Origin of the sequence: Cellulomonas xiejunii (genome assembly GCF_024508315.1) — a bacterium.
GTDB classification, from domain to species: domain Bacteria; phylum Actinomycetota; class Actinomycetes; order Actinomycetales; family Cellulomonadaceae; genus Cellulomonas; species Cellulomonas xiejunii.
In genome coordinates this window covers 2,676,979-2,699,774 of the sequence record NZ_CP101987.1, presented here as the reverse complement: position 1 = coordinate 2,699,774, position 22,796 = coordinate 2,676,979, and the positions used below count along the sequence as shown (strand labels likewise).

At 74.2% G+C, this 22,796-nt stretch carries 25 protein-coding genes; 14 read left to right on the top strand and 11 right to left on the bottom strand.

The annotated features are described in order from the left end of the window. Positions 1-68 precede the first annotated feature (68 nt). The 3 genes from NP048_RS12285 to NP048_RS12275 all read left to right on the top strand — a co-directional run bounded on the left by NP048_RS12285 (position 69) and on the right by NP048_RS12275 (position 1,361). Positions 69-551 carry a helix-turn-helix transcriptional regulator gene (locus NP048_RS12285; RefSeq protein ID WP_227575882.1) on the top strand — a complete coding sequence of 161 codons (483 nt, stop codon included), beginning with the start codon at positions 69-71 and terminating at the stop codon, positions 549-551. Between the two features lie 10 nt (positions 552-561). Then, on the top strand, positions 562-972 hold the full coding sequence (locus tag NP048_RS12280) for a VOC family protein (protein WP_227575881.1): 411 nt from the start codon (positions 562-564) through the stop codon (positions 970-972). A gap of 89 nt (positions 973-1,061) precedes the next feature. Beyond that, complete coding sequence (locus NP048_RS12275; protein ID WP_227575880.1) at positions 1,062-1,361, top strand: hypothetical protein; 300 nt, start codon at positions 1,062-1,064, stop codon at positions 1,359-1,361. 12 nt (positions 1,362-1,373) lie between these two features. Here the strand turns inward: NP048_RS12275 and NP048_RS12270 are convergent, their stop codons facing one another. The 4 genes from NP048_RS12270 to NP048_RS12255 form a co-directional block, all read right to left on the bottom strand. Beyond that, a complete protein-coding gene (locus NP048_RS12270; RefSeq protein ID WP_227575879.1) occupies positions 1,374-4,115 on the bottom strand; it encodes a cation-translocating P-type ATPase in 2,742 nt (913 codons plus the stop codon). A 117-nt stretch (positions 4,116-4,232) separates the two neighbouring features. Then, positions 4,233-6,143: a DUF4914 family protein gene (locus NP048_RS12265; RefSeq protein ID WP_227575878.1), complete on the bottom strand. Its 1,911-nt coding sequence runs from the start codon at positions 6,141-6,143 to the stop codon at positions 4,233-4,235. Between the two features lie 183 nt (positions 6,144-6,326). After that, complete coding sequence (locus tag NP048_RS12260; protein ID WP_227575877.1) at positions 6,327-7,322, bottom strand: DUF4349 domain-containing protein; 996 nt, start codon at positions 7,320-7,322, stop codon at positions 6,327-6,329. Between the two features lie 381 nt (positions 7,323-7,703). Beyond that, positions 7,704-7,922, bottom strand: coding sequence for a hypothetical protein (locus NP048_RS12255; protein WP_227575876.1), 219 nt, complete (start codon positions 7,920-7,922; stop codon positions 7,704-7,706). 436 nt (positions 7,923-8,358) lie between these two features. On the opposite strand from NP048_RS12255, the gene NP048_RS12250 reads away from it, so the two are divergent. Next, entirely contained in the window at positions 8,359-8,883 is a 525-nt protein-coding gene (locus tag NP048_RS12250) for a methylated-DNA--[protein]-cysteine S-methyltransferase (RefSeq protein ID WP_372456778.1), read from the top strand. Between the two features lie 52 nt (positions 8,884-8,935). Next, positions 8,936-9,469 carry a DUF1697 domain-containing protein gene (locus NP048_RS12245; protein WP_227575874.1) on the top strand — a complete coding sequence of 178 codons (534 nt, stop codon included), beginning with the start codon at positions 8,936-8,938 and terminating at the stop codon, positions 9,467-9,469. Positions 9,470-9,475: 6 nt separating this feature from the next. Here the strand turns inward: NP048_RS12245 and NP048_RS12240 are convergent, their stop codons facing one another. The 4 genes from NP048_RS12240 to NP048_RS12225 are packed head-to-tail and all read right to left on the bottom strand — an operon-like array spanning position 9,476 to position 12,492. Beyond that, entirely contained in the window at positions 9,476-10,207 is a 732-nt protein-coding gene (locus NP048_RS12240) for a hypothetical protein (RefSeq protein ID WP_227575873.1), read from the bottom strand. Further along, a complete protein-coding gene (locus NP048_RS12235) occupies positions 10,207-10,800 on the bottom strand; it encodes a SigE family RNA polymerase sigma factor (RefSeq protein ID WP_227575872.1) in 594 nt (197 codons plus the stop codon). The genes NP048_RS12240 and NP048_RS12235 overlap by 1 nt, the downstream gene beginning before the upstream one ends. After that, a complete protein-coding gene (locus NP048_RS12230; protein WP_227575871.1) occupies positions 10,797-11,930 on the bottom strand; it encodes an amidoligase family protein in 1,134 nt (377 codons plus the stop codon). Before NP048_RS12230 ends, NP048_RS12235 begins: the two co-directional genes overlap by 4 nt. A gap of 16 nt (positions 11,931-11,946) precedes the next feature. Next, the gene (locus NP048_RS12225) at positions 11,947-12,492 is read right to left on the bottom strand and encodes a hypothetical protein (RefSeq protein ID WP_227575870.1); all 546 of its coding nucleotides are present in this window, start codon (positions 12,490-12,492) and stop codon (positions 11,947-11,949) included. Between the two features lie 193 nt (positions 12,493-12,685). Between NP048_RS12225 and NP048_RS12220 the strand changes: the two genes are divergently transcribed. The 4 genes from NP048_RS12220 to NP048_RS12205 are packed head-to-tail and all read left to right on the top strand — an operon-like array spanning position 12,686 to position 16,412. Then, positions 12,686-13,882, top strand: a complete 1,197-nt coding sequence (locus tag NP048_RS12220) for a zinc-dependent alcohol dehydrogenase (RefSeq protein ID WP_227575869.1) — start codon at positions 12,686-12,688, stop codon at positions 13,880-13,882. Positions 13,883-13,910: 28 nt separating this feature from the next. Continuing rightward, positions 13,911-14,945: an NAD-dependent epimerase/dehydratase family protein gene (locus NP048_RS12215; RefSeq protein ID WP_227575868.1), complete on the top strand. Its 1,035-nt coding sequence runs from the start codon at positions 13,911-13,913 to the stop codon at positions 14,943-14,945. Between the two features lie 44 nt (positions 14,946-14,989). Next, the gene (locus NP048_RS12210) at positions 14,990-15,514 is read left to right on the top strand and encodes a DsbA family protein (RefSeq protein WP_227575867.1); all 525 of its coding nucleotides are present in this window, start codon (positions 14,990-14,992) and stop codon (positions 15,512-15,514) included. A 52-nt stretch (positions 15,515-15,566) separates the two neighbouring features. Beyond that, positions 15,567-16,412, top strand: coding sequence for an SDR family NAD(P)-dependent oxidoreductase (locus NP048_RS12205; RefSeq protein ID WP_227575866.1), 846 nt, complete (start codon positions 15,567-15,569; stop codon positions 16,410-16,412). A gap of 80 nt (positions 16,413-16,492) precedes the next feature. Here NP048_RS12205 and NP048_RS12200 read toward each other — a convergent pair whose 3' ends face one another. Next, positions 16,493-16,939, bottom strand: a complete 447-nt coding sequence (locus NP048_RS12200; protein WP_227575865.1) for an HIT family protein — start codon at positions 16,937-16,939, stop codon at positions 16,493-16,495. Positions 16,940-17,086: 147 nt separating this feature from the next. Here NP048_RS12200 and NP048_RS12195 point away from each other — a divergent pair, with 147 nt between their 5' ends. Then, positions 17,087-17,848, top strand: coding sequence for an alpha/beta hydrolase (locus NP048_RS12195; RefSeq protein ID WP_227575864.1), 762 nt, complete (start codon positions 17,087-17,089; stop codon positions 17,846-17,848). A 69-nt stretch (positions 17,849-17,917) separates the two neighbouring features. On the opposite strand, the gene NP048_RS12190 is transcribed toward NP048_RS12195, so the two are convergent. Then, a complete protein-coding gene (locus NP048_RS12190; protein ID WP_227575863.1) occupies positions 17,918-18,481 on the bottom strand; it encodes an NYN domain-containing protein in 564 nt (187 codons plus the stop codon). 122 nt (positions 18,482-18,603) lie between these two features. On the opposite strand from NP048_RS12190, the gene NP048_RS12185 reads away from it, so the two are divergent. Further along, positions 18,604-19,128, top strand: a complete 525-nt coding sequence (locus NP048_RS12185; protein ID WP_227575862.1) for a MarR family winged helix-turn-helix transcriptional regulator — start codon at positions 18,604-18,606, stop codon at positions 19,126-19,128. 102 nt (positions 19,129-19,230) lie between these two features. Continuing rightward, positions 19,231-19,776, top strand: a complete 546-nt coding sequence (locus NP048_RS12180) for a flavodoxin domain-containing protein (protein WP_227575861.1) — start codon at positions 19,231-19,233, stop codon at positions 19,774-19,776. 4 nt (positions 19,777-19,780) lie between these two features. On the opposite strand, the gene NP048_RS12175 is transcribed toward NP048_RS12180, so the two are convergent. Then, positions 19,781-20,662, bottom strand: a complete 882-nt coding sequence (locus NP048_RS12175; protein ID WP_227575860.1) for a serine/threonine-protein kinase — start codon at positions 20,660-20,662, stop codon at positions 19,781-19,783. A gap of 208 nt (positions 20,663-20,870) precedes the next feature. Between NP048_RS12175 and NP048_RS12170 the strand changes: the two genes are divergently transcribed. Together NP048_RS12170 and hemQ are read left to right on the top strand one after the other, a co-directional pair. Further along, on the top strand, positions 20,871-22,040 hold the full coding sequence (locus NP048_RS12170; RefSeq protein WP_372456777.1) for a ferrochelatase: 1,170 nt from the start codon (positions 20,871-20,873) through the stop codon (positions 22,038-22,040). Between the two features lie 39 nt (positions 22,041-22,079). Further along, complete coding sequence (hemQ, locus tag NP048_RS12165; protein WP_348519180.1) at positions 22,080-22,790, top strand: hydrogen peroxide-dependent heme synthase; 711 nt, start codon at positions 22,080-22,082, stop codon at positions 22,788-22,790. Positions 22,791-22,796 lie beyond the last annotated feature (6 nt).

Below are 22,796 nucleotides of genomic sequence, written 5' to 3'. Positions count from 1 at the left end.
CGAGCGTGCGCGCGGCGGCCACCCTCCGGGGACTGGGCATCCGGCGTCCCACGCGGCAGGCTGTCGGGATGGCGAGCGGCACGACCACCGGCACGACCACCGGCACGACGGCCGGTGACGCGCGCCTGCAGGAGCTGCGCCTGCTGCGCAGGGTCCGCGACCGCATGGACCGGGACTACGCGCAGCCGCTGGACGTCGAGGCGCTGGCCCGCGGCGTACACATGTCGGCCGGGCACCTGAGCCGCCGGTTCCGGGCCGCGTTCGGGGAGTCGCCGTACTCCTACCTCATGACGCGCCGCATCGAGCGCGCCATGACGCTGCTGCGGCGCGGGGACCTGTCGGTGACGGAGGTCTGCTTCGCGGTCGGGTGCTCGTCGCTCGGGACGTTCAGCACACGCTTCTCCGAGCTGGTCGGGATCCCGCCGTCGGAGTACCGGCGCACCGCCGCGGACGACGGCGCGGGCATCCCCAGCTGCGAGGCCAAGCAGGTGATGCGGCCGCGCCGTGATCGGTCAGGATCCGAGAAGCGGGCGGCGCGCGCGTCCTCCTAGCGTGGCGGGCATGGACCTCCTCATCCACTACACGTTCCTCCCCACCGACGACCCCGAGGCGTCGCTCGCGTTCTACCGCGACGTGCTCGGCTTCGACGTGCGCAACGACGTCGGCTACGGCGACATGCGCTGGATCACCGTGGGCCCGCCCGCGCAGCCGCAGACGTCGATCGTCCTGCACCCGCCCGCCGCCGACCCGGGGATCACCGACGACGAGCGGCGCACGATCGCCGAGCTCATGGCCAAGGGCTCCTACGCGTCCGTGGTCCTGGCGACGACCGACGTCGACGCGGCGTTCGAGCGGGTGCAGGCCGGGGGCGCCGAGGTGGTCCAGGAGCCGATGGACCAGCCCTACGGCACGCGCGACTGCGCGTTCCGCGACCCCGCCGGCAACATGGTCCGCATCAACCAGCTGGGCTGAGCGACGCCGTGGTGTGCAGGTCGCCCTCGCGCGGGTGATTCCGCCGCCGCGACGGATCCTTCGAACACGTGTTCGACTAGGCTGGCACCATGTCCGGACCACCGCTCCCTCCACGGCCCCCGGCGCGTGACGTCGCCAACTGCGAGGTCCCCGACGGCATCCCGACCCGTCCGCAGGGCGATGTCGCGGTCGTCGTGCGGCTGGTCTGGTCGGACGGTGGCGAGGAGTGGCGGGCTGCGCGGGCGATCCGGTGGACGCGCACGCACGTCATGGTGGCGTGGCGCGAGCACGACGCCGACCCGCGCTCGGAACGGCACACCTGGCTGCGCGCCGGCGACGTCGCGCGCTCCGTCAGCTGGTTCGTGCCGCCGGAGCGCACGCCCGCGTGAGACGCGGGCGCTTCATGGCCGCATGCGGCGAGCGACGACCTTGCCCACCTCGCACAGCAGGAACACGCCCACGGCGACGAGCAGCGCCAGGCCCCAGTCGCGCGGGGCGATGGCGGCGGACCCGAACCACGCCTGCATGAACGGCGCGTAGGTGAACACCAGCTGCAGGACGAGCAGCGACCCCACGGCGATCCAGACCACACGGTTGCCCGTCAGGACGCGCCAGGTGAGGCTCGAGCCGTTGAGGAACCGGCAGGAGAACAGGAAGGCCATCTGGCCCAGCACGAGCATCGCGACGGCGGCGGTCCGGGCCACCGCGTCGTCCGCACCGAGCTCCTTCTCGACCAGGTAGATCGCCAGGGTGGCACCGCCGATGAGCAGCGAGGCCCACACGACGACCACGAGCGACGGCCGGGACAGCACCGCCTCCTTCCTCGAGCGCGGCGGCCGGTCCATGATCCCCGGCTCCGCGGGCTCGTACGCGAGCGCCAGCGAGAGGGTCACCGCGGTGACCAGGTTGACCCACAGGATCTGCACCGGCGTCAGCGGCAGGGCCAGTCCCAGCAGCACGGCGACGAGGATCACGAGCGACTGCGCGCCGTTGGTCGGCAGGAGGAACACCACGGACTTGCGGATGTTGTCGTAGATCCGCCGCCCCTCCTCGACCGCCCGTTCGATGGTCGCGAAGTTGTCGTCCGCCAGGACGATCTCGGCAGCTTCCTTGGTCGCCTCCGTCCCCTTGATCCCCATGGCGATCCCGATGTCGGCGCGCGTCAGGGCGGGCGCGTCGTTGACGCCGTCGCCGGTCATCGCGACGACCTCGCCGTGCGACTGCAGCGCCCGCACGATGCGGATCTTGTGCTCGGGGCTCGTGCGCGCGTACACGTCGACGTCCTGCACGCGGCGGCGCAGGTCCTCGGCGCTCATGGCCTCGAGCTCGGGACCCGTGAGTGCCTGCACGTCGTGGCCCGGCGCGACGATGCCGAGCTCGCGCGCGATGGCGACGGCCGTGCCCGCGTGGTCGCCGGTGATCATCTTCACCGCGATCCCCGCGCGGTGGCAGTCGGCGATGGCGGCGACCGCCTCGGGCCGCGGGGGGTCGACGATGCCGACGACGCCCAGGAACGTGAGCCCGGTCTCGACGTCCTCGAGCGTGAGCGCGGACGTGCCGGGTGCCGCCGGGCGCTCCGCGGCGGCGAGCACGCGCAGGCCCTGCGCGCCGAGCGCGTCGATCGTGCGCTCCCAGTGCGCGCGGTCCAGCGGCACCGGTGCGCCGTCCGGGCCGCGCTGTGTGGTCGAGCGGTCCAGGAGCCGGTCCGGCGCACCCACGACGTGGAGGCGCAGCGTGCCGTCCGCGAGGCGGTCGAGCGTCGCGGAGAGCTTGTGGGCGGACTCGAACGGCACGGCCGCGAGCCGCTGCGTGCCCCCCGTGTCGGCACCCGTCTTGAGGGCGAGCGTGCGCAGCGCCGCCTCGGTCGGCTGCCCGACGATGGTCCACCGGCCGTCGTCCCCGGCCGTCACCCGGGCGTCGTTGCACAGCGCACCCGCGCGGACCAGCGCGGCGAGGTCCGTGTGCTCGGCGAGCGACGCGGGGGAGCCGTCGAGCGTCACGCTCCCGGTCGGCTCGTAGCCCAGGCCCTCGACGGCGTACGTGCGCTCCGCGGTGACGACCGTGCGGGCCGTCATCTCGTTCCTCGTCAGCGTGCCGGTCTTGTCCGAGCAGATCGTCGTGACGGAGCCGAGCGCCTCGACCGCGGGCAGCTTGCGGGTGATCGCGTGCTGCCGCGCCATCTGCTGGACGCCGAGCGCCAGGGTGATGGTGACGAGGGCCGGCAGACCCTCGGGGACGGCCGCGACCGCGAACCCGATGGCGGCGGAGACGAGGTCCGGGAGCGCGAAGTCGTGGACGACCCGACCGACGACGAGCATGACGAACGCCATGCCGAGGATCCCGCGCGACAGCAGCGTGCCGAGGTGGCCGAGCTGCTGCGTGAGCGGCGTGTCGAGGTGGTCGACACCCGCGATCAGCGCCTGGATGCGCCCGATCTCGGTGCGGGCACCGGTGGCCGTCACGACGCCGCCGCCCGTGCCGGCCGCGACGATGGTGCCCGAGAAGAGCATGCTCGAGCGGTCGCCGACGCCCGCGTCGGCGCCGACCGGGGCCACGTCCTTGACGGCCGGCACCGACTCGCCCGTCAGGGCCGACTCGTCGACCTGCAGGTTCGTCGCACGCACGAGCCGCACGTCGGCGGGCACCTTGTCGCCCGAACGCACGCGCACGACGTCACCCGGCACGAGCGTCTCGGCGTCGACCTCGGTCCACCGTCCGTCGCGCCGCACGGTCGCGGTCAGCGAGAGCATCGTGCGGATCCCGTCGAGCGCGCGCTCGGCCTGCCCCTCCTGCAGGAACCCCACCAGCGCGTTGACCAGCGCGACGACGAGGATGACGCCGAAGTCGACCCAGTCGCCCAGGAACGCCTTGAGGACGGCGGCGGCCAGCAGGATGTAGATGAGCACGTCGTCGAAGTGGGACAGGAACCGGCGGATCGCCGAGGGGCGCGGCGCCGTGGGGAGCCGGTTGGGTCCGACCGCCTGCAGGCGGCCTGCCGCCTCGCCGGCGTCCAGCCCGGAGCGCGTCGTGCCGAGCCGGGCGAGCACCTCGTCCGGCTCCTGGGCGTAGGGCAGGTCGTCGACGCCGTCCTGGACGGCGGGGTCCGTGCCGCGTCGGACGTGGTCGTGTGCCGTGCTCGTCATGCGTCACCTCGGTCGGGTGGCAGTGCCGGACGTCTTCGCATCGTGGCACGCCAGGGGGTGGCGCGACACAGGTCGGGGCCGCACCCTGACGTGCAGGATGCGGCCCCGGTGCGCGCCTCAGACGTACAGCGGTGTGAGCGCCTCGTACTCCTCGACGGTGCCGCCCCGCAGCACCAGCTCGATGATCTGCCGCCCCAGCGGGTCGAGCTCGTCCGTCATGAACTGCTCGAGCTCGGAGCAGAAGAAGTCCGTGAGGATCTGCGCGCCGGCGTCGTACGCCTCGAGCCCGACCTGCGACTGGTACTCGGGCTGCAGCAGCGTCGGACGGATCTGCTGCCCGTCGAGCTTGACGTCCTTGGGCCGGTAGCCGAACAGCGAGCAGCGCGCGGGCGTCAGCTGGTCGGGCTGGATGCGCCCGCCGCCACGTCGGGCCAGGTACTCCCGCGTGAGCCACTCGGCGGAGAACCCGACCTTGTACGCGCCGATGTGCTGGTTGGGCACCAGCACGTACCGCGTGCGGTCGTTCTCGACGATCTGGCGCAGCAGCAGGTTCGCGGCGGCCACCTTGGTGCCCGTCGAGAACGGCCAGTACGACCCGACGCCCTCGGCGACCATGCCGCCGTGCTTGAGCGCCTTCTTGACGTCCTTGCTCTCGCCGATCGACGGGTTCTTGTCCCCCCGCGGGGCGATGAGGCGCCACACCCACGCCAGCGACGGCGGGATGATGTGCATCATCCCCATGATCCCGTAGCTGGGCTTCTCCCGCGTGCACAGGGGCATCCGGACGCCGAACGTCCGGACGTCGACCTCCTTGGGCTCGCTGATCACGTTCTTGATGAACGAGCGCGGGATGACGACGCGCGGGTTGGGGCACCGCTTGCCGTTCGAGTCCAGCGTGTGCTCCCACGGCAGCGCGGTCGCGTCGGCGACACCGTCGATCGACAGGAACAGCACGGGCTCCTTGGGGTGGATGACCGCGCGCTCGAACGCCGGGTCCTCCCCGTAGTGGGTCATGCCGTCGACGCGCACGAACCACCCCGCCTCCGCGTCGGCGACGACGAGCCTGCCGTTGCCCTTCTGGACTGACGGGTGGCACAGCGTCATGTCGTCGGTCACGGGCGCCAGCGCGGACGTCTCGCCGAGGGTGATGTGGTACGGCTCGTTGCGCACGACGTTGGTCCCCACGAGGATGCGGCCGTCGTCCTCGCGCCGGATCTCCTGGCACATCTCGGACTTGCCACCGCCCGAGGCGCCCTCGTGCATGATCACGGTCTCGTTCTCGTACGGCGTCGTCACGCGCACGCTCGACGCGTGCGCCGTGAGCCAGCCCTCCTGCTCGCCGATGTCGAGCAGCACCGAGAAGACGCCCTTCTTGGCGCTGGGCCCCGGGTACAGGTTGTACGCCCACACCTCGTGCAGCTCGCGCGAGCGGTTGTGGACGACCACCTGGCGCCCGTCGAAGTGCGTGTGCCGGAACGGGGGCGCCACGTACAGGATGGAACGGGGCGTGAACGGCCCGATCTCGTCGAACGTCACCCAGCCCTGCAGGTCGACCAGCGTGAGGGCGAAGAAGGCGCTGTTCAGCGGGATGATCGCCAGGGACGGGTAGCCGAACCGGGGGCCACCGGCCTTGAACGGCACGACCACGAGCTCCTGCGTGCCGAGCCACTCGAGGGTCTCGGCGCGCGTCGGGTCGAACTCCTCGCCGAAGACGTCGCGGTAGCGCGGCTTGTCGGTCGGCAGGTCGTCGGCGATCCGCATGCAGTCCGGGTCGCGCCGGCGCATGTAGTCCTCGGGGTAGTTCACGGCGACGCCGTTGCGGCACCGCGTGACCGTCGCCTCCGGGATCATCTCGCCGTTCACGTCGTACTCGACCGTGAACACGGGGCCACCCTCGGGGCCCAGTGCCAGCTGGTAGAGGTCTTCGCGCGTCGCGGGGATGACCAGCCGGGGACTGGCCTCCAGGGCAGCGCGCACGTCGGGTGCAAGAGACACGCCCGCCAGGGGACCGGTCACGGTGACGCTCATGGCAGCTCCTTCGCCTTGTGGACCGGGCGCGCTCGTCGAGGCAGCACCCGGCGGGCAGGCCGTGGCGACGAGCGTCGCGACCTGTCCTTTGCCAAGAGATTACGACTGGCGGCTGTGCGGGCGACAGGACCTTCGGGCATATGGGAGGGCGCCGGACGTCGGTCCGGTGCCGCGCGGCGGGTGTCAGGCGTTCCCGGACGGGCCCGCGGGCGACCCTCCCGACGGGGCCGAGGGTGAGGCTGCAGGTGAGGCTGCAGGTGAGACCGTGGCCGGGTCGGCGGGCGGCGGCGAGGTCGTGCCGGTCGGCGACGTGGTCGTGAGGGCGGCCCGGCGGCGACGGCGTGTCACCACGACGACGGCCGCGACCAGCGCACCCAGGACCAGCCACGGCAGCAGCACGCCGACGACGACGAGGAACCCGCGGACTGCGGCGGTGAAGGCCGTCCACCCTGTCTCGAGACCGTCGAGGAACGTCTTGGGCCCCTCCTCGACCGGCTCGGGTGCGCGCTCGGGCGCGTAGATCTCGACGTCCACCGTGGACAGCGCGACCCGGTCCGCCAGGCGCGCGCGTTCGGACCGCAGGCGCTCGAGGTTGGCCTGCCGGTCGGTCAGGGCGCTCTCGGCCTCGATGATCTCGCTGGTCGTCGACGCACGACCCAGGAGGCCCGACATTCGCTCGACCGAGAGCTCGGTCGCCGTGATGCGCGCGTCCAGGTCCTCGGCCGCGTTCGTGACGTTCTCGGTCGCGACCTGGAACTCCCTGACCTCGCCGATCTTGCCGAGGTCCTCGGGCAGATCCGCCATCGACCTCGACGGGATGCGCAGGGTCAGCGACGCGCTGCCGGGCTCGTCCTCACCCGCCCCGGAGTACTCGTAGCGGGCGTCGACGCGTCCCTCGAGCCGCGTGGCCAGGACCACGACCTGACGGGCCGCCGCGACAGGATCCGGAGCGGTCATGGTGGCGTGGGCCGTCTGCACGACCTGCTGCCCGTCCTCGCCCTCGGTGTCCTGGGCCGTGTCGTCCCCGACCACGGCTTGGCCGCCCTCGGCGCTGAGCGCGGCGACGTCGTCGGCCGCGGCCGGGTCGGTCATGCCGTCGGCGCTGCCGTCGGCGCTGCACCCCGTCAGAGCGGCGAGCACGGCGACGGTGGCCACGAGGGTGCGGGTGCGGTGCGTCATGGCCGCACGCTAGGTGCGGGACACCTTGCAGGGACCGGAACACCGGGATCGTGACCGTCTCGTCACCGGATCGCGCCCGCTCCGAGGCCCGGCTCACCCGTCCGGCCCTGGCCGGGGTCCGCCCCGGCTCCGCCGTCCCGGGGTCGTCCTCAGTCCGCGTACCCCACCGCCGACCACAGGTGCGTCGCGACGAACGCGCGCCACGGCGACCACGCGCGGCCGGCGGCAGCGACGTCGCGCGCGTCGGGCACGTCCAGCGCCCGACGCAGGACCAGGTCCCCCCACGGGAAGGCGTCGCGGTCCCCGAGCGCGCGCAGCGCGACGACGTCGGCCGTCCACGGGCCGATGCCCGGGATCGCCAGGAGGCTCGCGCGGACCTCGTCAGGTGGAGCCGCCGGGAGCGGCCCGTGGCCGACCGGGTCCGTCGAGGTGCACCTCGACCCCGGCGGTCGTCAGATGGGCGGTGACGGGCACCGGACCCGCACCGAGGTCGACGAGGCGCCGCACCGTGCCCGCAGCCACGTCGACCTCCTCGACGCCGGGCACGGCGCGCGCCGCGATCGACGTGAGGGCTGGTCCGGGCTCCAGGGGCACGCGCACGACGACACGCTGGCTCCGGGTCCTCGGGCAGGCCCCGGCGTCGCTGCCTGCCGAAACACGACGGCAAAGTCCTGGTCGCGAACTGGTCGCATGTTCGAGATGCGGAGGTCACGTGGGAGTGCCATCCTCTGGAAACAGCCGTTCGCGCCACCACCGCGACCGGCCACCTGCGGGTCCGACACCCACGTCATTCCGCACGTAGCAAGGGTCCGGCGAGAGCCGGGCCGGCCCTCCGGGGTCAGAGAGACCGCCACGCCTCGTGCCGGCGAGACGGCTCTCCGCCAGGTCCCGCTCCCTGCGCCGGGGGCGGGACCGGTCGTGTCAGGGCATGTGCGTGACCTGCGCCCGGGCGCGTCCCCGACGTCCTCCCGCGGGGGGACGGGCCCCGCACGGAGCGCTGTAGCGGGGACCCCGCGTGTCGGTGGTCCGCGGCAGGATGGCGTCCGTGACGACGCACGCGGTGGTACCCGCACCGTTCGGGCCGGTGGCCGTCGGGGTGACGGACGGCGCGCTGACGGACGTCCGGTTCCCGCACGCGGACGGCTCGGCGGCCACGGACGGTCTGGGGGAGCGCGTCGACCCGGCGCACGACCCGGTGCTGGCCACCGCGGTGCACCAGCTCGCCGCGTACCTCGCGGGTGAGCTCCGGGACTTCGACCTGCCGCTGCGCTACCGCGGCAGCGACTTCCAGCAGCGCGTGTGGGAGGGGCTGCGCGCCGTCCCGTACGGCACGACGACGACGTACGGCGCCCTCGCGACGTCGCTCGGGCTCGACCCGCGCACGACGGCACGGGCGGTCGGCGCCGCGAACGGCGCGAACCGGCTGCCGATCGTCGTGCCGTGCCACCGCGTGATCGGGGCGGACGGCACGCTCACCGGGTTCTCGGGAGGCGTCGAGCGCAAGCGCGTGCTGCTCGCGCTGGAGGCGCGTGTCGCGTCGGGCACGGGCACGCTGTTCTGACGGGCGTGGGGGACGACGAGCAGGGCAGCGCCGCACCGAGGGAGGACGCACGATGACCGTGATGGTGGCGCTGCTGCGCGGCGTGAACGTGGGTGGCGCCACCCGCGTCCCGATGGCCGACCTGCGGCGCGTCGTCTCAGAGGTCGGCTACGGCGCCGTGCGCACCTACGTCAACAGCGGCAACGTGCTGCTGACGACGGGCGGTACGGACACCGAGGAGGTCGCCACGGTGCTGCGTGCGGCGTTCGCCGAGGCGTTCGACCTCGCCCCCGACGTGGTGGTCCGCACGCGTGAGGAGCTGCACGCCGTCGTCGGCGCCAACCCGTTCCTCGACCGCGACGACGACCCGACGCACCACCACGTCGTGTTCCTGCCCGGCACGCAGGTCGCGCGGGTCCCGGACGTCGAGGTCACGGGACCCGAGGACCTGGCTGCCGTCGGCCGCGAGCTCTACCTGTACCTGCCGCAGGGCATCGGCCGCAGCGAGCTCGCGGCGCGGCTCTCCCGTCGCGGCGGCCCGCGCGGCACGTCGCGCAACTGGCGCACCGTGACCACGCTGGCGCGGATGGCCGACGAGACGTCCTGAGGCCGCTCAGCCCTGGCCGCCGACGGGTCCCGACGGCGGCAGCGGCAGCGCCTGCCCCTGGTGGACCGTCGACGCCGCGCGTGCCTTGGCCTCGCTCACGTCGACGCCCCACAGCTCGGCCAGCGCGAGCGCGTCCTCCCACACGTACCCCGCGGCCCACAGGGCCTCCAGCTGGGTGGTGGTCGTGTCCGCCGTCATCGAGCCGGGCGCGACGGGCGGCGCCAGCCCGTCGAGCAGCATCTGCCCGGCACGTGCCTTGGTCTGGGTCGTGTCCGTGCCCCACAGCTCCTCGAGCGCGGTGACGTCCTCGATCTCGAACCCCGCACCCCAGAGCGCGTCGTGCTGCTCGCGCGTGTAGCCGGACGGCATCGCGCTCCACTCGAGGCCGACGGCGCGGACGACGTTCTCGACCGTCTGCGCCATGGGCGAGTACGGGTTCGCCGCCGCGGCGGCGCCGGCGCCGGTGACGGCCAGGCTCGACGTGACCACCCCGACGGCGGCGATGCGCGCACCGCGGCTGGACCTCAGACGGGCAGCCGCGCGGTGCGACGCCGGTTGTGCGGCCAGCCGTGCCTCGACGCGCGCCGCCACCTCGCCGGCGTCGGGCGCGGACGCGTCGCGGGAACGCAGCGACCGGGCGATGCGCTCGGCCAGCAGGTCCCGGTGGGGGTCGTCGGTCGTCCGCGACGGCCCGTCGCCGTCGGGGGCACCGGGGACTGGTCGCACGTGCTCGGTCATCAGGACTCCGTGGTGAGGTCGGCGACCCGCAGCGTGGCGAGCGCGCGGGACGCGTGGGAGCGGACGGTCGCGGCGGAGGTCCCCAGGACCTGGGCGATCTCCAGGTCGGCGAGGCCCTCGTAGTACCTCAGCACCAGGACGGCGCGTTGGCGCGGGGGAAGCTCGGACAGCCGCCGCCAGAGGGCGTCGTCCTCGACGACGCGGTGCGCGTGGTCGTGCGCCGGGTCGGCATGCGCCGCGAGCACGTCGTCGCTCGACGGGTGCACGGTGCGCACGTGCCAGCGCCGCCGCCACGACAGGTGCTCGTTGGTGACCATGCGGCGCAGGTACAGGTCGGGCCGTTCCATGAGGCCGATGCGGGTCCAGCGCACGTGCGCGCGCAGCAGGACCTCCTGCACGAGGTCGGCCGCGGTGTGCCCGTCGCCGGTCAGCACCGTGGCGTACCGCAGCAGTGCGGGCAGGTGGGCCCGCACCACCTCGTCGAGGTGGTGCTCCGGCGTGCCGCTCGCGACTGCACCGGTCACGGCGTGCAGCGGTCGGACCACCGGGACGGCGGCGCTGTCGGGGCGGGACGTCTGGGTCCACACGCTCATCGCGTCACCTCCCGGTGCCCGCCCGCGAGCGCGTCGAGCGCCCGGCCCGGGTCGTGGACGGCGTCGGCTCCCGGTGAGGGCACGGGGCGCGCGTCGAGGCACCGCAGCAGCAGCCGCTCGACGACGCGTGCCCGACGGACCACGTCGTGACCGTCGATCGAGCCGGGCAGGACCCGCACCTCGACCGTGTCGCGCAGGGGCCGCGGGCTGACGAGCTGCGTGAGGTTGACGTCGGCGTACTTGGTCAGCCCGACCGCGTGCGCGTCGCGCTGCAGCCGCGCCCAGCCCTCGGGCGTCCGCGGGTGGTCGCGCTCGACGAGGTCGACGAGCGCTCCGGGCAGCGGCGCCAGCCGGCGGCACGCGGGGTTGGTGCCCAGCGCCTCCCACAGGGGCTCGCGCCAGTGCGCGAAGAGCCGCACGAGGTTCGCGAACGCCGCCGGGTCCCGGAACGGCCCGCCGTCGACGTGCACGTGCACCGCGGCCTCGTGCGGCACGGTGAACCCGAGGTCGCGGGCCGGGGCCAGCAGGTTCTCCAGCGCCCGGGCGTGGGCCCGCTCGAGCGGCGGCGTCACGACCTCGCACGGGCGCTCACGTCCTGGCGGCAGGGCCATCGCCACCGCGATGCTCGCCCCCGTCGCGTCGTTGACGCGCGCGGCACCGGGGAACACCTCGACCGTGGCGCCGAACAGGTCGGCGACGGGTCGCAGGACGTCCGCGAGCGGCGCGTCCGGGTCCGCGTGCCGTTCGACGAGCCGCAGGAGGCGCGGGTCGTCGCACAGCACCCGGTACCAGCCCCGGTGCCCCGGCAGGTCACGCCTGCCGGGCACCGGGGCGAGGTCCGCCTCGATGGTGACGTCGTCGACGAGCCGGGCCAGCGGCCGGCCGCGCCCGTCGACGACGTCGAAGGCGGGGGACAGGTGGCGGAAGACGCCGACGCCCGGCACGGCCGACGGCTCGCTGTCGGTGTGGAAGGACCGCCGCACCGCACCGCCGCTGCGGGCGGCGAGGACGTCCGCGAGGGCCTGCCGGTCGGACCCGACGGGTGCGAGCAGCTCGATCTCGACGCCGGTGCGCAGCGTCAGGCCGTCCGTCTCGATGGTCGTCTCCTCGCGGTGCAGGTGGTCCAGCATGCCGGACGTCATCGGGTCAGGACCCCGCGGTCGCGGTGCCGCTCGGCGCGACGGGCAGCGTCTGCCCGTCGACGAGCGCCTGCCCGGCCCGGGCCTTGGTCTCGGCGTCGTCGGTGCTCCACAGGGCCGAGAGCGCCTGGACGTCCTCGTACGTGTACCCGGCCGACCACAGCGCGTCGAACGCGACGGACGTGGCGTCGGCACCGGCCTCGGGGTAGGTGCCCGGCGTGATCGGCAGGGCCTGCCCGTCGACGAGCAGCTGCCCGGCACGGGCCTTCGTCTCGATCATGTCGAGGTCCCACAGCTCGGAGAGGTGCTGCGCGTCGCCCCACGTGTAGCCGGCGTCCCAGAAGGCGGCGTACTGGTCGGGCGTGTACCCCTCGGGCATGCCCTGCCACTCGATGCCGACGCTCTGCAGCGCGCCCGACACCGTGCGCGAGAGGGCCGACTCGGGTGCGACGGCCAGGGCGCCTCCCGCGCAGGCCACGGACATGCCCGCGGTGAGAGCGCCGACGGCGACGAGTCGGCGGTGGCGCCGGGTGGGGGTGGGGGTCGGCTTCATGGTGGCTCCTCCAGGTTCGGGTGACTGCGTGCACCGTGGAAACGCGGCTCGCGTCCTGGATGTGGAGCGGTCGCGTGAACTGCTCGCCCCGCGGACGTCCCGGCGACGGGGGGCCACACCTTGCGGATGCGGGCCGGGCGGACCGGTGCGACGGTGGCTGACGACCTGGACGAGCGAAGAGGACGGTGGGCCGATGCGGGCACTGACGTGGCAGGGACGCGAGCAGGTGCGGGTCGAGGACGTCCCGGACCCCCGGGTGCAGGAGCCGACCGACGCGGTGATCCGTGTGACGTCGACGGCGGTGTGCGGGTCGGACCTGCACCTGTACTCGGTCCTCGGAGCGTTCCTGAAGCCGGGTGACGTTCTGGGCCACGAGGCGATGGGCGTGGTCGAGGAGGTGGGCCCGGAGGCGGGCCGACGCCTGAAGGTCGGCGACCGGGTCGTCGTCCCGTTCGGCATCGCGTGCGGCACCTGTCACATGTGCGCGCTGGGGCTGCAGAGCCAGTGCGAGACGACCCAGGTGCGGGGTGCCGGCAAGGGCGCGGCGCTGTTCGGGTACACCTCGCTCTACGGCAGCGTGCCGGGCGGGCAGGCGCAGTACCTGCGCGTCCCGCAGGCGCAGTACGGGCCCCTGGTCGTGCCCGACGACGGTCGGCCCGACGAGACGTACCTCTACCTGTCCGACGTCCTGCCCACCGCGTGGCAGGCCGTCGAGTACGCGGACGTGCCCCCGGGCGGCACGGTCGCGGTCGTCGGGCTGGGGCCCATCGGGCAGATGGCTGCGCGCATCGCGCTGCACCGCGGGGCCGAGCGCGTCATCGGGATCGACATCGTCGCCGAGCGGCTGCTCATGGCGTCGCGCAACGGCGTCGACGTCCTCGACGCGGCCCGCACCGACGACGTCGTCGGCGCGGTGCGGGACCGCACGCACGGGCGCGGAGCGGACGCCGTCGTCGAGGCCGTCGGCATGGAGGCGCACGGCTCGCCGCTCGCCGCCGCGGGGCAGCGCGCCGCCGCCTTCCTGCCGGACACCCTGGCGCGCCCGCTCATCGAGAAGGCGGCCGTGGACCGCATGGCGGCGCTGCACACCGCGATCGGCGTCGCCCGCCGTGGCGCGACGGTGTCGGTCGTCGGTGTGTACGGCGGCGCGCTGGACCCGATCCCGATGATGGACGTGTTCGACCGCCAGCTCACCCTCCGCTTCGGGCAGGCCAACGTGCGGCGGTGGTACGACGACCTGCTGCCGCTCGTCACCGACGCGTCCGACCCCCTCGCCGTGGCGGACCTGCGCACCCACCGCGTGCCGCTCGAACAGGCACCCCAGGCGTACGACGTGTTCCAGCGCAAGGCCGACGGCTGCATCAAGGTCGTCCTCGACCCGTCGTCGTGAGCGACGCCGCACCCTGCGGGAGGTACCCATGAGAGTCGTGGTCGTCGGGGCGAGCGGCAACGTCGGCACGGCCGTCCTGCGTCGCCTCGCGCAGGACTCCACCGTGACCTCGGTGGTCGCCGTCGCGCGCCGGGTCCCGCAGGACCGCCCGCCGCCGTCCTACGACGTGGCGACGTGGGTGGCGTGCGACATCGGCGCCGACGACGCGGCGGGACAGGTCGTCGTGGCGCTCGCGGACGCGTTCGCCGGCGCCGACGCCGTGGTCCACCTGGCGTGGGCGCTGCAGCCCACGCACGACCGTGCGCGGTTGCTGGCGACCAACGTCGTGGGGACGCACCGGGTCGTGCGCGCGGCCGTGCGGGCCGGGGTGCCGCACCTGGTCGTCGCGTCCTCGGTCGGTGCGTACTCGCCGTCGCGCGACGAGGTCCCGCGTGACGAGACCTGGCCGACCGACGGCGTGCCGTCCTCGCAGTACAGCGTCGACAAGGCCGCGGTGGAGACGCTGCTGGACCGCGCGGAGGCGCAGACGTCGCTCGTGGTCGCGCGCGTGCGCCCGGCGCTGGTCTTCCAGCGCGACGCGGGCCACGAGATCGCCCGCTACTTCCTCGGCCCGCTCGTTCCCGGGCGGGTCCTGGACGGGCGCGTCCCGGTCCTGCCCTGGCCACGCGGCGTACGCGTCCAGGCCGTGCACGCCGACGACCTCGCCGACGCGTTCCGCGAGGCCGTCGTCCGCCAGGTGCGTGGCGGCTTCAACGTCGCCGGACCGGGCGTCCTGCGTGGCCCCGACGTCGCCGCGCTGGTATCCGCCGGGCGCCTGCGTGAGGTGCCGGCCGGCCTCGCGCGTGCCGCGGTGTCCGCGGGGTGGCGTGCGCGGGTGGTGCCCGTGGGTCCCGGGTGGCTCGACCTGGGGACGTCGGCGCCCGTGCTGGACACGACGCGCGCGGAGCGTGAGCTCGACTGGCGCCCGCGGTTCACGGGCGCGCAGGCCCTGCACGAGGTCGTCCGGGGGATCGCGGATGGCAGCGGCACGGCGAGCCCACCCCTGCGGGCCCGCGGCGCCTGACGCGACGGGGTGCGACGACCGTCGCCACACGGCACGCTGGGCGCATGACGTCGCCCGACCTCCCCGAGGTGAGCACCGACCCCGACCGCCACGTCCTGGGCGAGCCCGGCGCGCCGGTGACGATCGTCGAGTACGGCGACCTCGAGTGCCCGCACTCCCGCGACGCCGAGCCGGTGCTGCGCCGCCTCGTCGAGGAGTCCGGAGGGCGGGTCCGGCTGGTGTGGCGGCACTTCCCGCTCTTCCAGGTGCACCCGCACGCCCTCGCCGCGGCGCTCGCGGCCGAGGCCGCGGGGGCGCACGGGCAGTTCTGGCCGATGCAGCAGCTGCTGTTCGCGCACCAGGACGCCCTCACCGATGACGACCTGGTGGGCTACGCGCGCGAGCTCGGCCTCGACCCCGAGCAGATCGTCGGCGCGCCCGCGGACCGGTACGCGCGCTCGGTGCAGACCGACTACGAGAGCGGCATCGAGCTGGACGTCCCGGGCACGCCGACCCTGGTCGTCGACGGCGTGCCGTACCAGGGCCGCATCACGCTCGAGGACCTGCGGGCGGTCGTCGACACGCCGTGACGCGCGTGGGCCCGGGTGGGCGATGCTGGGCACCGTGGGCCACGATGGGCTCGTGACCGCCGCGCCCGACCTGCCCACCCCGCTTCCCGTCCCGCGCACGGCTCTGGTGACCGGCGCCGGTCGGGGGATCGGCCGCCGGCTCGCGCTCGCCCTCGCGCGCGAGGGCTACGCGCTGGGACTGGTGGCCCGCACGCGCGAGCGCCTCGAGGAGGTCGCGGACGAGGCGCGGGCGCTCGGTGCGCCGGTGACGGTGGCGGCGGCGGACCTGGTCGACGCGACCGCGGTCGCGGACGCGGTCGCGCGCGTCGAGGCGGGGCTGGCCTCGCAGGGCGGCATCGGCCTGCTGGTCAACAACGCCGGCGTCATCGAGCACGCCGAGCTGCCGTTCGCGGCGGACGACGTCGAGGACGTGTGGCGCGTGGTCGAGACGAACGTGCGCGGTCCGCTGCTGGCGACCCACGCGGTGCTGCCGGGGATGCTCGCGCGAGGCGGGGGCCGCGTGCTCAACATGAACTCCGGCGCGGGGCACCGCGCGATGACCTCGTACACGGGCTACGCGATCAGCAAGGGCGCGCTCGCGCGTCTGACGACCCAGCTGCACCGCCAGTACGCGGACGCGGGCATCCGCGTGCTGGACCTCGCGCCCGGGGTCGTCGCGACCGACATGACCGCCGCGATGCCGGTGCACGCCGAGCGCACGGACTGGACGTCGCCGCAGGAGGTGGCGGCCCTGGTCCTGGGGTTCGCGGCGGGTGACCTCGACGCGCTGTCGGGGCGCTTCGTGCGTGCGGGCGTCGACACGGTCGCCTCCCTGCGCGACCACGCCGAGGCCATCGTCGCGACCGACGCCCGGACGCTGCGGCTGGCGACCTGGGGGCCGGACGACCCGGCCGTGTGACGTGACCGCCCGTCGCGGCCCACGGCTCGCGGGGCTCTGGCCTCAGGCCGGCGGGCCCGGCGTCAGGTCCCGGCCCGGCGTCAGACCTCGGGCGACGACGCGTCCGTGGGGACGTGCGCGCCGTGCCCCGCAGCGCGCAGCGCGTCGCGCAGGCGCTCGGCCGCCGCGTCGAGAGCCGCCGCGGGGACGTCGTGGCGCGCGTGCTCGAACGAGAGGCTCGACTCGTCCCAGGCGGGCAGCACGTGCAGGTGCAGGTGCGGGATCTCGAAGCCCGCGACGAGGAGTGCGGCGCGCGGCGCGTCCCACGCGCTGCGCTGTGCGCGGCCGATCGTCGCGGCGACGGACATGAGGTGGGCCAGCAGGTCGTCGGGGGCGTCCGTCAGCTGCTCGACCTCGGCGCGCGGGATCACCAGGGCGTGCCCGTCGGTGATGGGGGCGATGGTGAGCAGGACGACCGCGCGGTCGTCGGCCCAGACGAAGCGCCCGGGGATCTCGCCGTCGATGATGCGGGTGAACAGCGTCGGCATGGGCCACACCGTAGCGCGTCCTCCTCCGGAGGGCTCCTGAAACGTTTACGCCTCGACGGGAGTCTTGTTCCTGCGCCGATGACGGCCTAGGAATCGCATGTGCGTCTGCAACCCGTCCCCGTGCCCACCCGTCCGACGACCGCGCGCGTGAGGTCCGCTGCCGCCGTCGCCCTCGCGCTCGGCCTGCTCGCGTCGTGCTCCGCCGGCACCGAGCCCCAGACCGGCGACGCCGCGCAGATCACCGCGGACGAGACCCCCACGATGCTGGAGAGCGCACCGGTCGAGATGGCGGCCATGGAGCCGCCCGAGTGCCTGTCCGCGGGCGTCGCCTACGCCACCGTGGGCAAGGACGCCGCCGCGTCGACGGTCGCGTGGGCCGGGTCCGGCGACCGCGGCGTCCTGTTCGCGCCCCAGGTGGACGGTGACGTCTGCCAGTGGTCGGGCGAGCTCGCGCGGCTCGCGGGCGCCGGCTACCTCGTGGCCACGTACGACTGGGGCGCGTCCGGCGAGGTCGGGTTCCAGGCCGCCCTGGACGTCCTGAAGGCCACGGGCGCGCAGCGCGTCGCGTTCGTCGGCGCGTCCGCCGGCGGCACGCTCGCCGCCGGGATGGCCGACGACCTGGGAGCCGTCGCCGTCGTCGCGCTGAGCCCCCCGGCCGTGTACGGCGAGGTCGACGCGCGGGCAGAGGCCAACCAGTTCGCCGGCCCGTTGCAGGTGTTCTCCTCCACCGACGACCCCCAGGTGCCGGCGGCCGACAGCGCTCAGGTCCCGCGCAACGACAAGACGTCGATCGTCACCGAGGTGTCGGGCACGCTGCACGGCATCGAGTTCATGAGCCCCGACAGCTACCACGCCGACCACGTGCGCAACGTGATCGACGATGCGCTGGAGGCCGGGTTCGGCGCCTGACCCGCCTCCGCCCCTCCGCGCACGGCCGCACCGGACCTCCGGTGCGGCCGTCGTCGCGTCAGGCGCCGCTCACAGGTAGCGCAGCGGGTCGAACTCCTCGAGGGGGATGATCCGCAGCCTCGGAAGCTGCACGTTGAACGCCGAGACGTCCGTCTCCAGGTCGAACGTCTGCAGCCCACGGGCCGTCAGGCCGGCGAGCGACTGGCTCGTGAACTCCCGGAACGCCAGCAGACCCACGCGGCGTCCCGCGTCCACGAGCTGCGCGACCTCGGGAGCGAAGTCACCGTCGTGGCTCGCGAGCAGGACGTCACCGTCCCGGTCGGAGATCGCGTCGAGCGTGCGCTTGATGCCGATGTCGACGACCTTCTCGTACGACTCGCCCGACAGCGGGATCGGCACGAACCCGATCGCGGTGAGCGCCTGCACGAAGGACATCGGCAGCGAGCCGTTCGACGCGTTGAGGAAGAACAGCGCCTTGACCGGCTGGTCCCACGTCTGCTGCGCGAAGCTCAGCACCCGCTCCCAGCGCGGACGCTGCTCCGGCGTCGGCCGTCCGCCGAGGATCGAGGAACCGAGCGTGGCGTCGATGTTCTCGCCGTCGACCAGCAGGTAGGTGGTGCCCGTCTCACTCATCGCACCAGGGTAGACGGGCCGCGGCGGCCCGGGTTCCGTGGTGACATGATGCGTCGTCGGCAGGCTCCGACGTCGACGCTGGAGACTGCGGGGCGCGACCTCGCACCAGGAAGGGGACCGCCATGCCCGACCACGACGTCGACGCGAGCCGGCCGTCCTCCCCGACCGACGTCCGTGCGTCCGTGGCCGCCTGGGAGGCGCTGTTCCGGGCCCAGGTCACCCTCGTGCGCAGGTTCGCGCGCCACGACGTGTGGGGCGGCTTGAGCATGCGGGAGTACGACGTGCTGTACGCCCTGTCGGGCGCGGACGAGCAGGGGCTGCGGCTGCGGGAGCTCGCGCAGTCCAGCCTCCTGACGCAGCCCAGCCTGTCGCGGCTGGTCGACCGGCTGGAGCACGAGGGACTCGTGCACCGGGCGCCGGTCGAGGGGGACAGGCGTGGCACGGCCGTGCGCCTGACGGCCGAGGGTCGGCGACGCCAGCGTGAGATCGGACGACGCCACGCCCGGTCGATCGACGCCCTCGTCGGCGGCGCGCTCGACGCCGACGAGCTCGCGACGCTCGAGCGGCTGTGCACCCGGCTCCGGCTCGCGCAGGCCGACCTGCCCGACCCCGTCGGCCTGACCGACGACGGCCCGCCCGACGTCTGACGTGCGTACGGGGACCTCCGACCCACGACAGGCAGGCACCCCCCCGGCAACGATGGGATCCCGCGGGCACGACGCCCGTGCGGGGACGGCGAGGAGGGGACGATGCGCATCCTGGTGACGGTGGCGTCGCGCCACCAAGGCACGTGGGAGATCGGCGAGGTGATCGCGCGGCGGCTGCGCGAGCGCGGTCACGAGGTCGACCAGCGCGCGCCCGAGGACGTCACGAGCCTCGCGGACCACGACGCGGTGGTGATCGGCTCCGCCGTCTACACGGCGCACTGGCTGGCCGCGGCACGCGACCTGGCCCAGCGACTGGCCGACGAGCTGCGTGCGCGCCCGGTCTGGATCTTCTCGTCGGGGCTGGCGACGCAGCCGGCCAACTCGGCGAACTCCCCGCTCGAGGTCGCGGCGTTGCGCGAGCGCATCGGTGCGCGCACGCACCGCAGCTTCCGCGGTCGCCTCGACCGGTCCGTGCTGTCCTTCACCGAGCGGGCGATCATCGCCGGTGGCCGGGCACGCGAGGGCGACCACCGCGACATGGCGGCGGTCGCGGCGTGGGCGGACGAGATCGCGGACTCGCTCGACCCCGACGCGGCCCCGAACCGGCCCGTCGCGGCGGATCAGCGGAGCCGCGCCGTCCGGGCGTGACGGGTCAGGAGACCCGCAGCGCCCGTTCCCGCTGACGGCGCAGACCCCGCAGCTCGGCGGCGGCCGCCACCATCGTGGGCCGCTGGGTGGGGTCCGTGCGGGTCATCGCGCGCAGCAGCGCCGCGAAGTCGCGGTCGAGGTCGTCGGCGATCTTCGGCGCGTGCAGCAGCCTGGCGAGAGACGCCGTGAGCGGGTCACCGGGGAACGCGCGACGCGCCGTGAGGCACTCGAGCAGGACCAGACCGAGGGAGTACACGTCGCTCGCAGGCCCGGCCTGCTCGCCGAGCGCCTGCTCGGGGCTCTGGTAGCTCGCCGTGGCGCGGTCGTCCGTGCGGTTCGCCAGGTACGCGGCGTCGGACGCCGCGATCCCGAAGTCCGCGAGCACGACCGGCAGCGCAGGCGCATCGCGCCGGCCCGACGCGGGCGCCGTGTCGGCGACGAGGATGTTCGAGGGCTTCACGTCACGGTGCACGACGCCGGCGCGGTGCGCGTGGGCCAGGCCCTGCGCGAGCTGGTGCCCAACGTCCGCGGTCGTCGCCGCGTCCAGCGGGCCGTCCGCGACGAGCTCGCGCAGGGTGCGTCCCTCGACGAGCTCCATGACGAGGAAGGCGACAGGGCCCGTGTCGGGCGTCACGTCCGCCCCGACGTCGAGCAGGGCGACGAGTGAGGGGTGTGACAGGTCGGCCAGCACCCTGGCCTCCTGCGCGTAGCGCCGCACCTGCGCGGGGTCGGCGCCCGCCAGCCGGAACAGCTTGATCGCGACGTGCCGGTCGAGGCGCGTGTCGATCGCCCGGTACACCTGCGCAGATCCGCCCTCGCCGAGGCGATCGGCCAGCACGTAGCGCCGCGCCAGCTCGGGTGCGGCGTGCCGTCCGGCGCGCGTCACAGCTTGCTCATCGCTCGTGCTCCGGTTCCTCGGGTCGCGGCGCGCGGGGGTCGCGCCATGACGACCGTAGAGCCGTCGCCGGGAGGCCGCACACGGAAACGGCAAACGAGGGGGATACGTCCCGAGGTGACACGGTGTCGTGACAACGTCACGTCGTCGACGACCGCGTGGGCAGGGTGTTGCGCGGGCACGATGGGATGATCGGAGGGTGCCTCCCGTGACGCCACCCGCGACCGATCTGTCCGCAGACACGTCCGCCGGCCTTGCTCCGTACGACGCCGTGCTGCTGTTCTCGTTCGGCGGTCCGAACGGCCCGGACGACGTCCTGCCGTTCCTGCGCAACGTGACCGTGGGCAAGAACATCCCGGACGAGCGCCTGGCCGACGTTGCCGAGCATTACCACCACTTCGGCGGACGCAGCCCCATCAACGAGCAGAACCTCGCGCTGCGGGCGGCCCTGCAGGACGAGCTGCGTCGCCGCGGTCTCGACGTCCCGGTCGTGTGGGGCAACCGCAACTGGGAGCCCTACACGCGCGACGCGCTGACCGAGGCCCGTGCCGCGGGCGCGCGTCGGATCGTGGCGCTCGTGACGTCGGCCTACTCGTCGTACTCCGGCTGCCGCCAGTACCGCGAGAACCTCTGGACGGCGCTGGACGAGGTGGCCACCCCGGACGGGGAGCCGCTCGTGGTGGACAAGGCGCGTTCCTACTTCAACCACCCGGGCTTCGTGCAGGCCAACGTGGACGCGGTCGTCGAGGCGTACGAGGGCACCCCCGCCGACGCCGCGTGGCCGCGTCTCGTGTTCGTCACGCACTCGATCCCCGACACGATGGAGGACGCCTCGAGGGTCGCCGGTGCCTCGTACCGCGAGCAGCACCTCGACGTCGCACGCACGGTGGCCGACGCCGCCGGGCAGCGGCTCGGCCGTGGGGTCGAGTGGGACCTGGCGTACTGCTCCCGCTCGGGTCCGCCCAGCCAGCCCTGGCTCGAGCCCGACGTGAACGACCACCTCGCGGTGCTCGCTGCCGCGGGCACGACGTCCGTGGTGCTCTCGCCGATCGGGTTCGTCTCCGACCACATGGAGGTCGCGTTCGACCTCGACACCGAGGCGCTCGAGACGGCCCGGGAGCTCGGCATGACGGCCGTGCGGGCGGACTCCGTCGGCGTGCGTGAGCCCTTCGTGCGCGGCCTCGCCGACCTGCTGCTCGAGCGGGCCGCGATCGCGCGGGCCGACGACGCCGGTCTGCCGCGCCCCGCCGAGGCGACGGTCGGCCAGCTGCCGCCGTTCCGTTCGGTGTGCGCACCCGGATGCTGCCGGATGCGCGACGGCGTCGACTCGGGCCGCCCGGCGGCCTGCTCGACCGACCCCTGGACCTGACGTCCTCGACGTCCCGCCCCACCCCACGACGGAGACCCTGTGACCACGCACGCGACCGCGCCCGACACCGATGCCCTCAACACGACGATCCGCTACACGATGTGGTCGGTCTTCGCCGTCGACGGACCGCTGCCCGCCGACGACGAGGCCCGTGCCGAGGTCGTCGACGACGCGCTGCGTGCGGTCGCGGCCGACGAAGGGCTGGTCGTGCGCGGCTGGTACGACGTGGCGGGCCTGCGTGCCGACGCCGACCTGATGGTCTGGTGGCACGCGCAGACCGTCGAGCAGGTGCAGGGCGCCTACCACCGGCTGCGTGCGAGCGCCCTCGGCGCGGTCCTCACCCCCGTGTGGTCGGTCGTCGGGCTGCACCGCCCTGCCGAGTTCAACCGCGCGCACGTCCCCGCGTTCCTCGCCGGCGAGCCCGCGGGCGACTACGTGTGCGTCTACCCGTTCGTGCGGTCGTACGAGTGGTACGTGCTGCCCGACGAGGAGCGCCGGCGCATGCTCCACGAGCACGGCGCCGCGGCGCGCGACTATGCCGACGTGCGGGCCAACACCGTGGCGTCGTTCGCTCTGGGGGACTACGAGTGGCTGCTCGCGTTCGAGGCGCCGGAGCTGCACCGCATCGTCGACCTCATGCGCGACCTGCGCGCCACGCAGGCCCGGTTGCACGTCCGCGAGGAGGTGCCGTTCTACACCGGCCCGCGCGTCGAGCTCGAGGAGTGGGCGCAGCGTCTGCCGCGCGCCTGAGCGCGG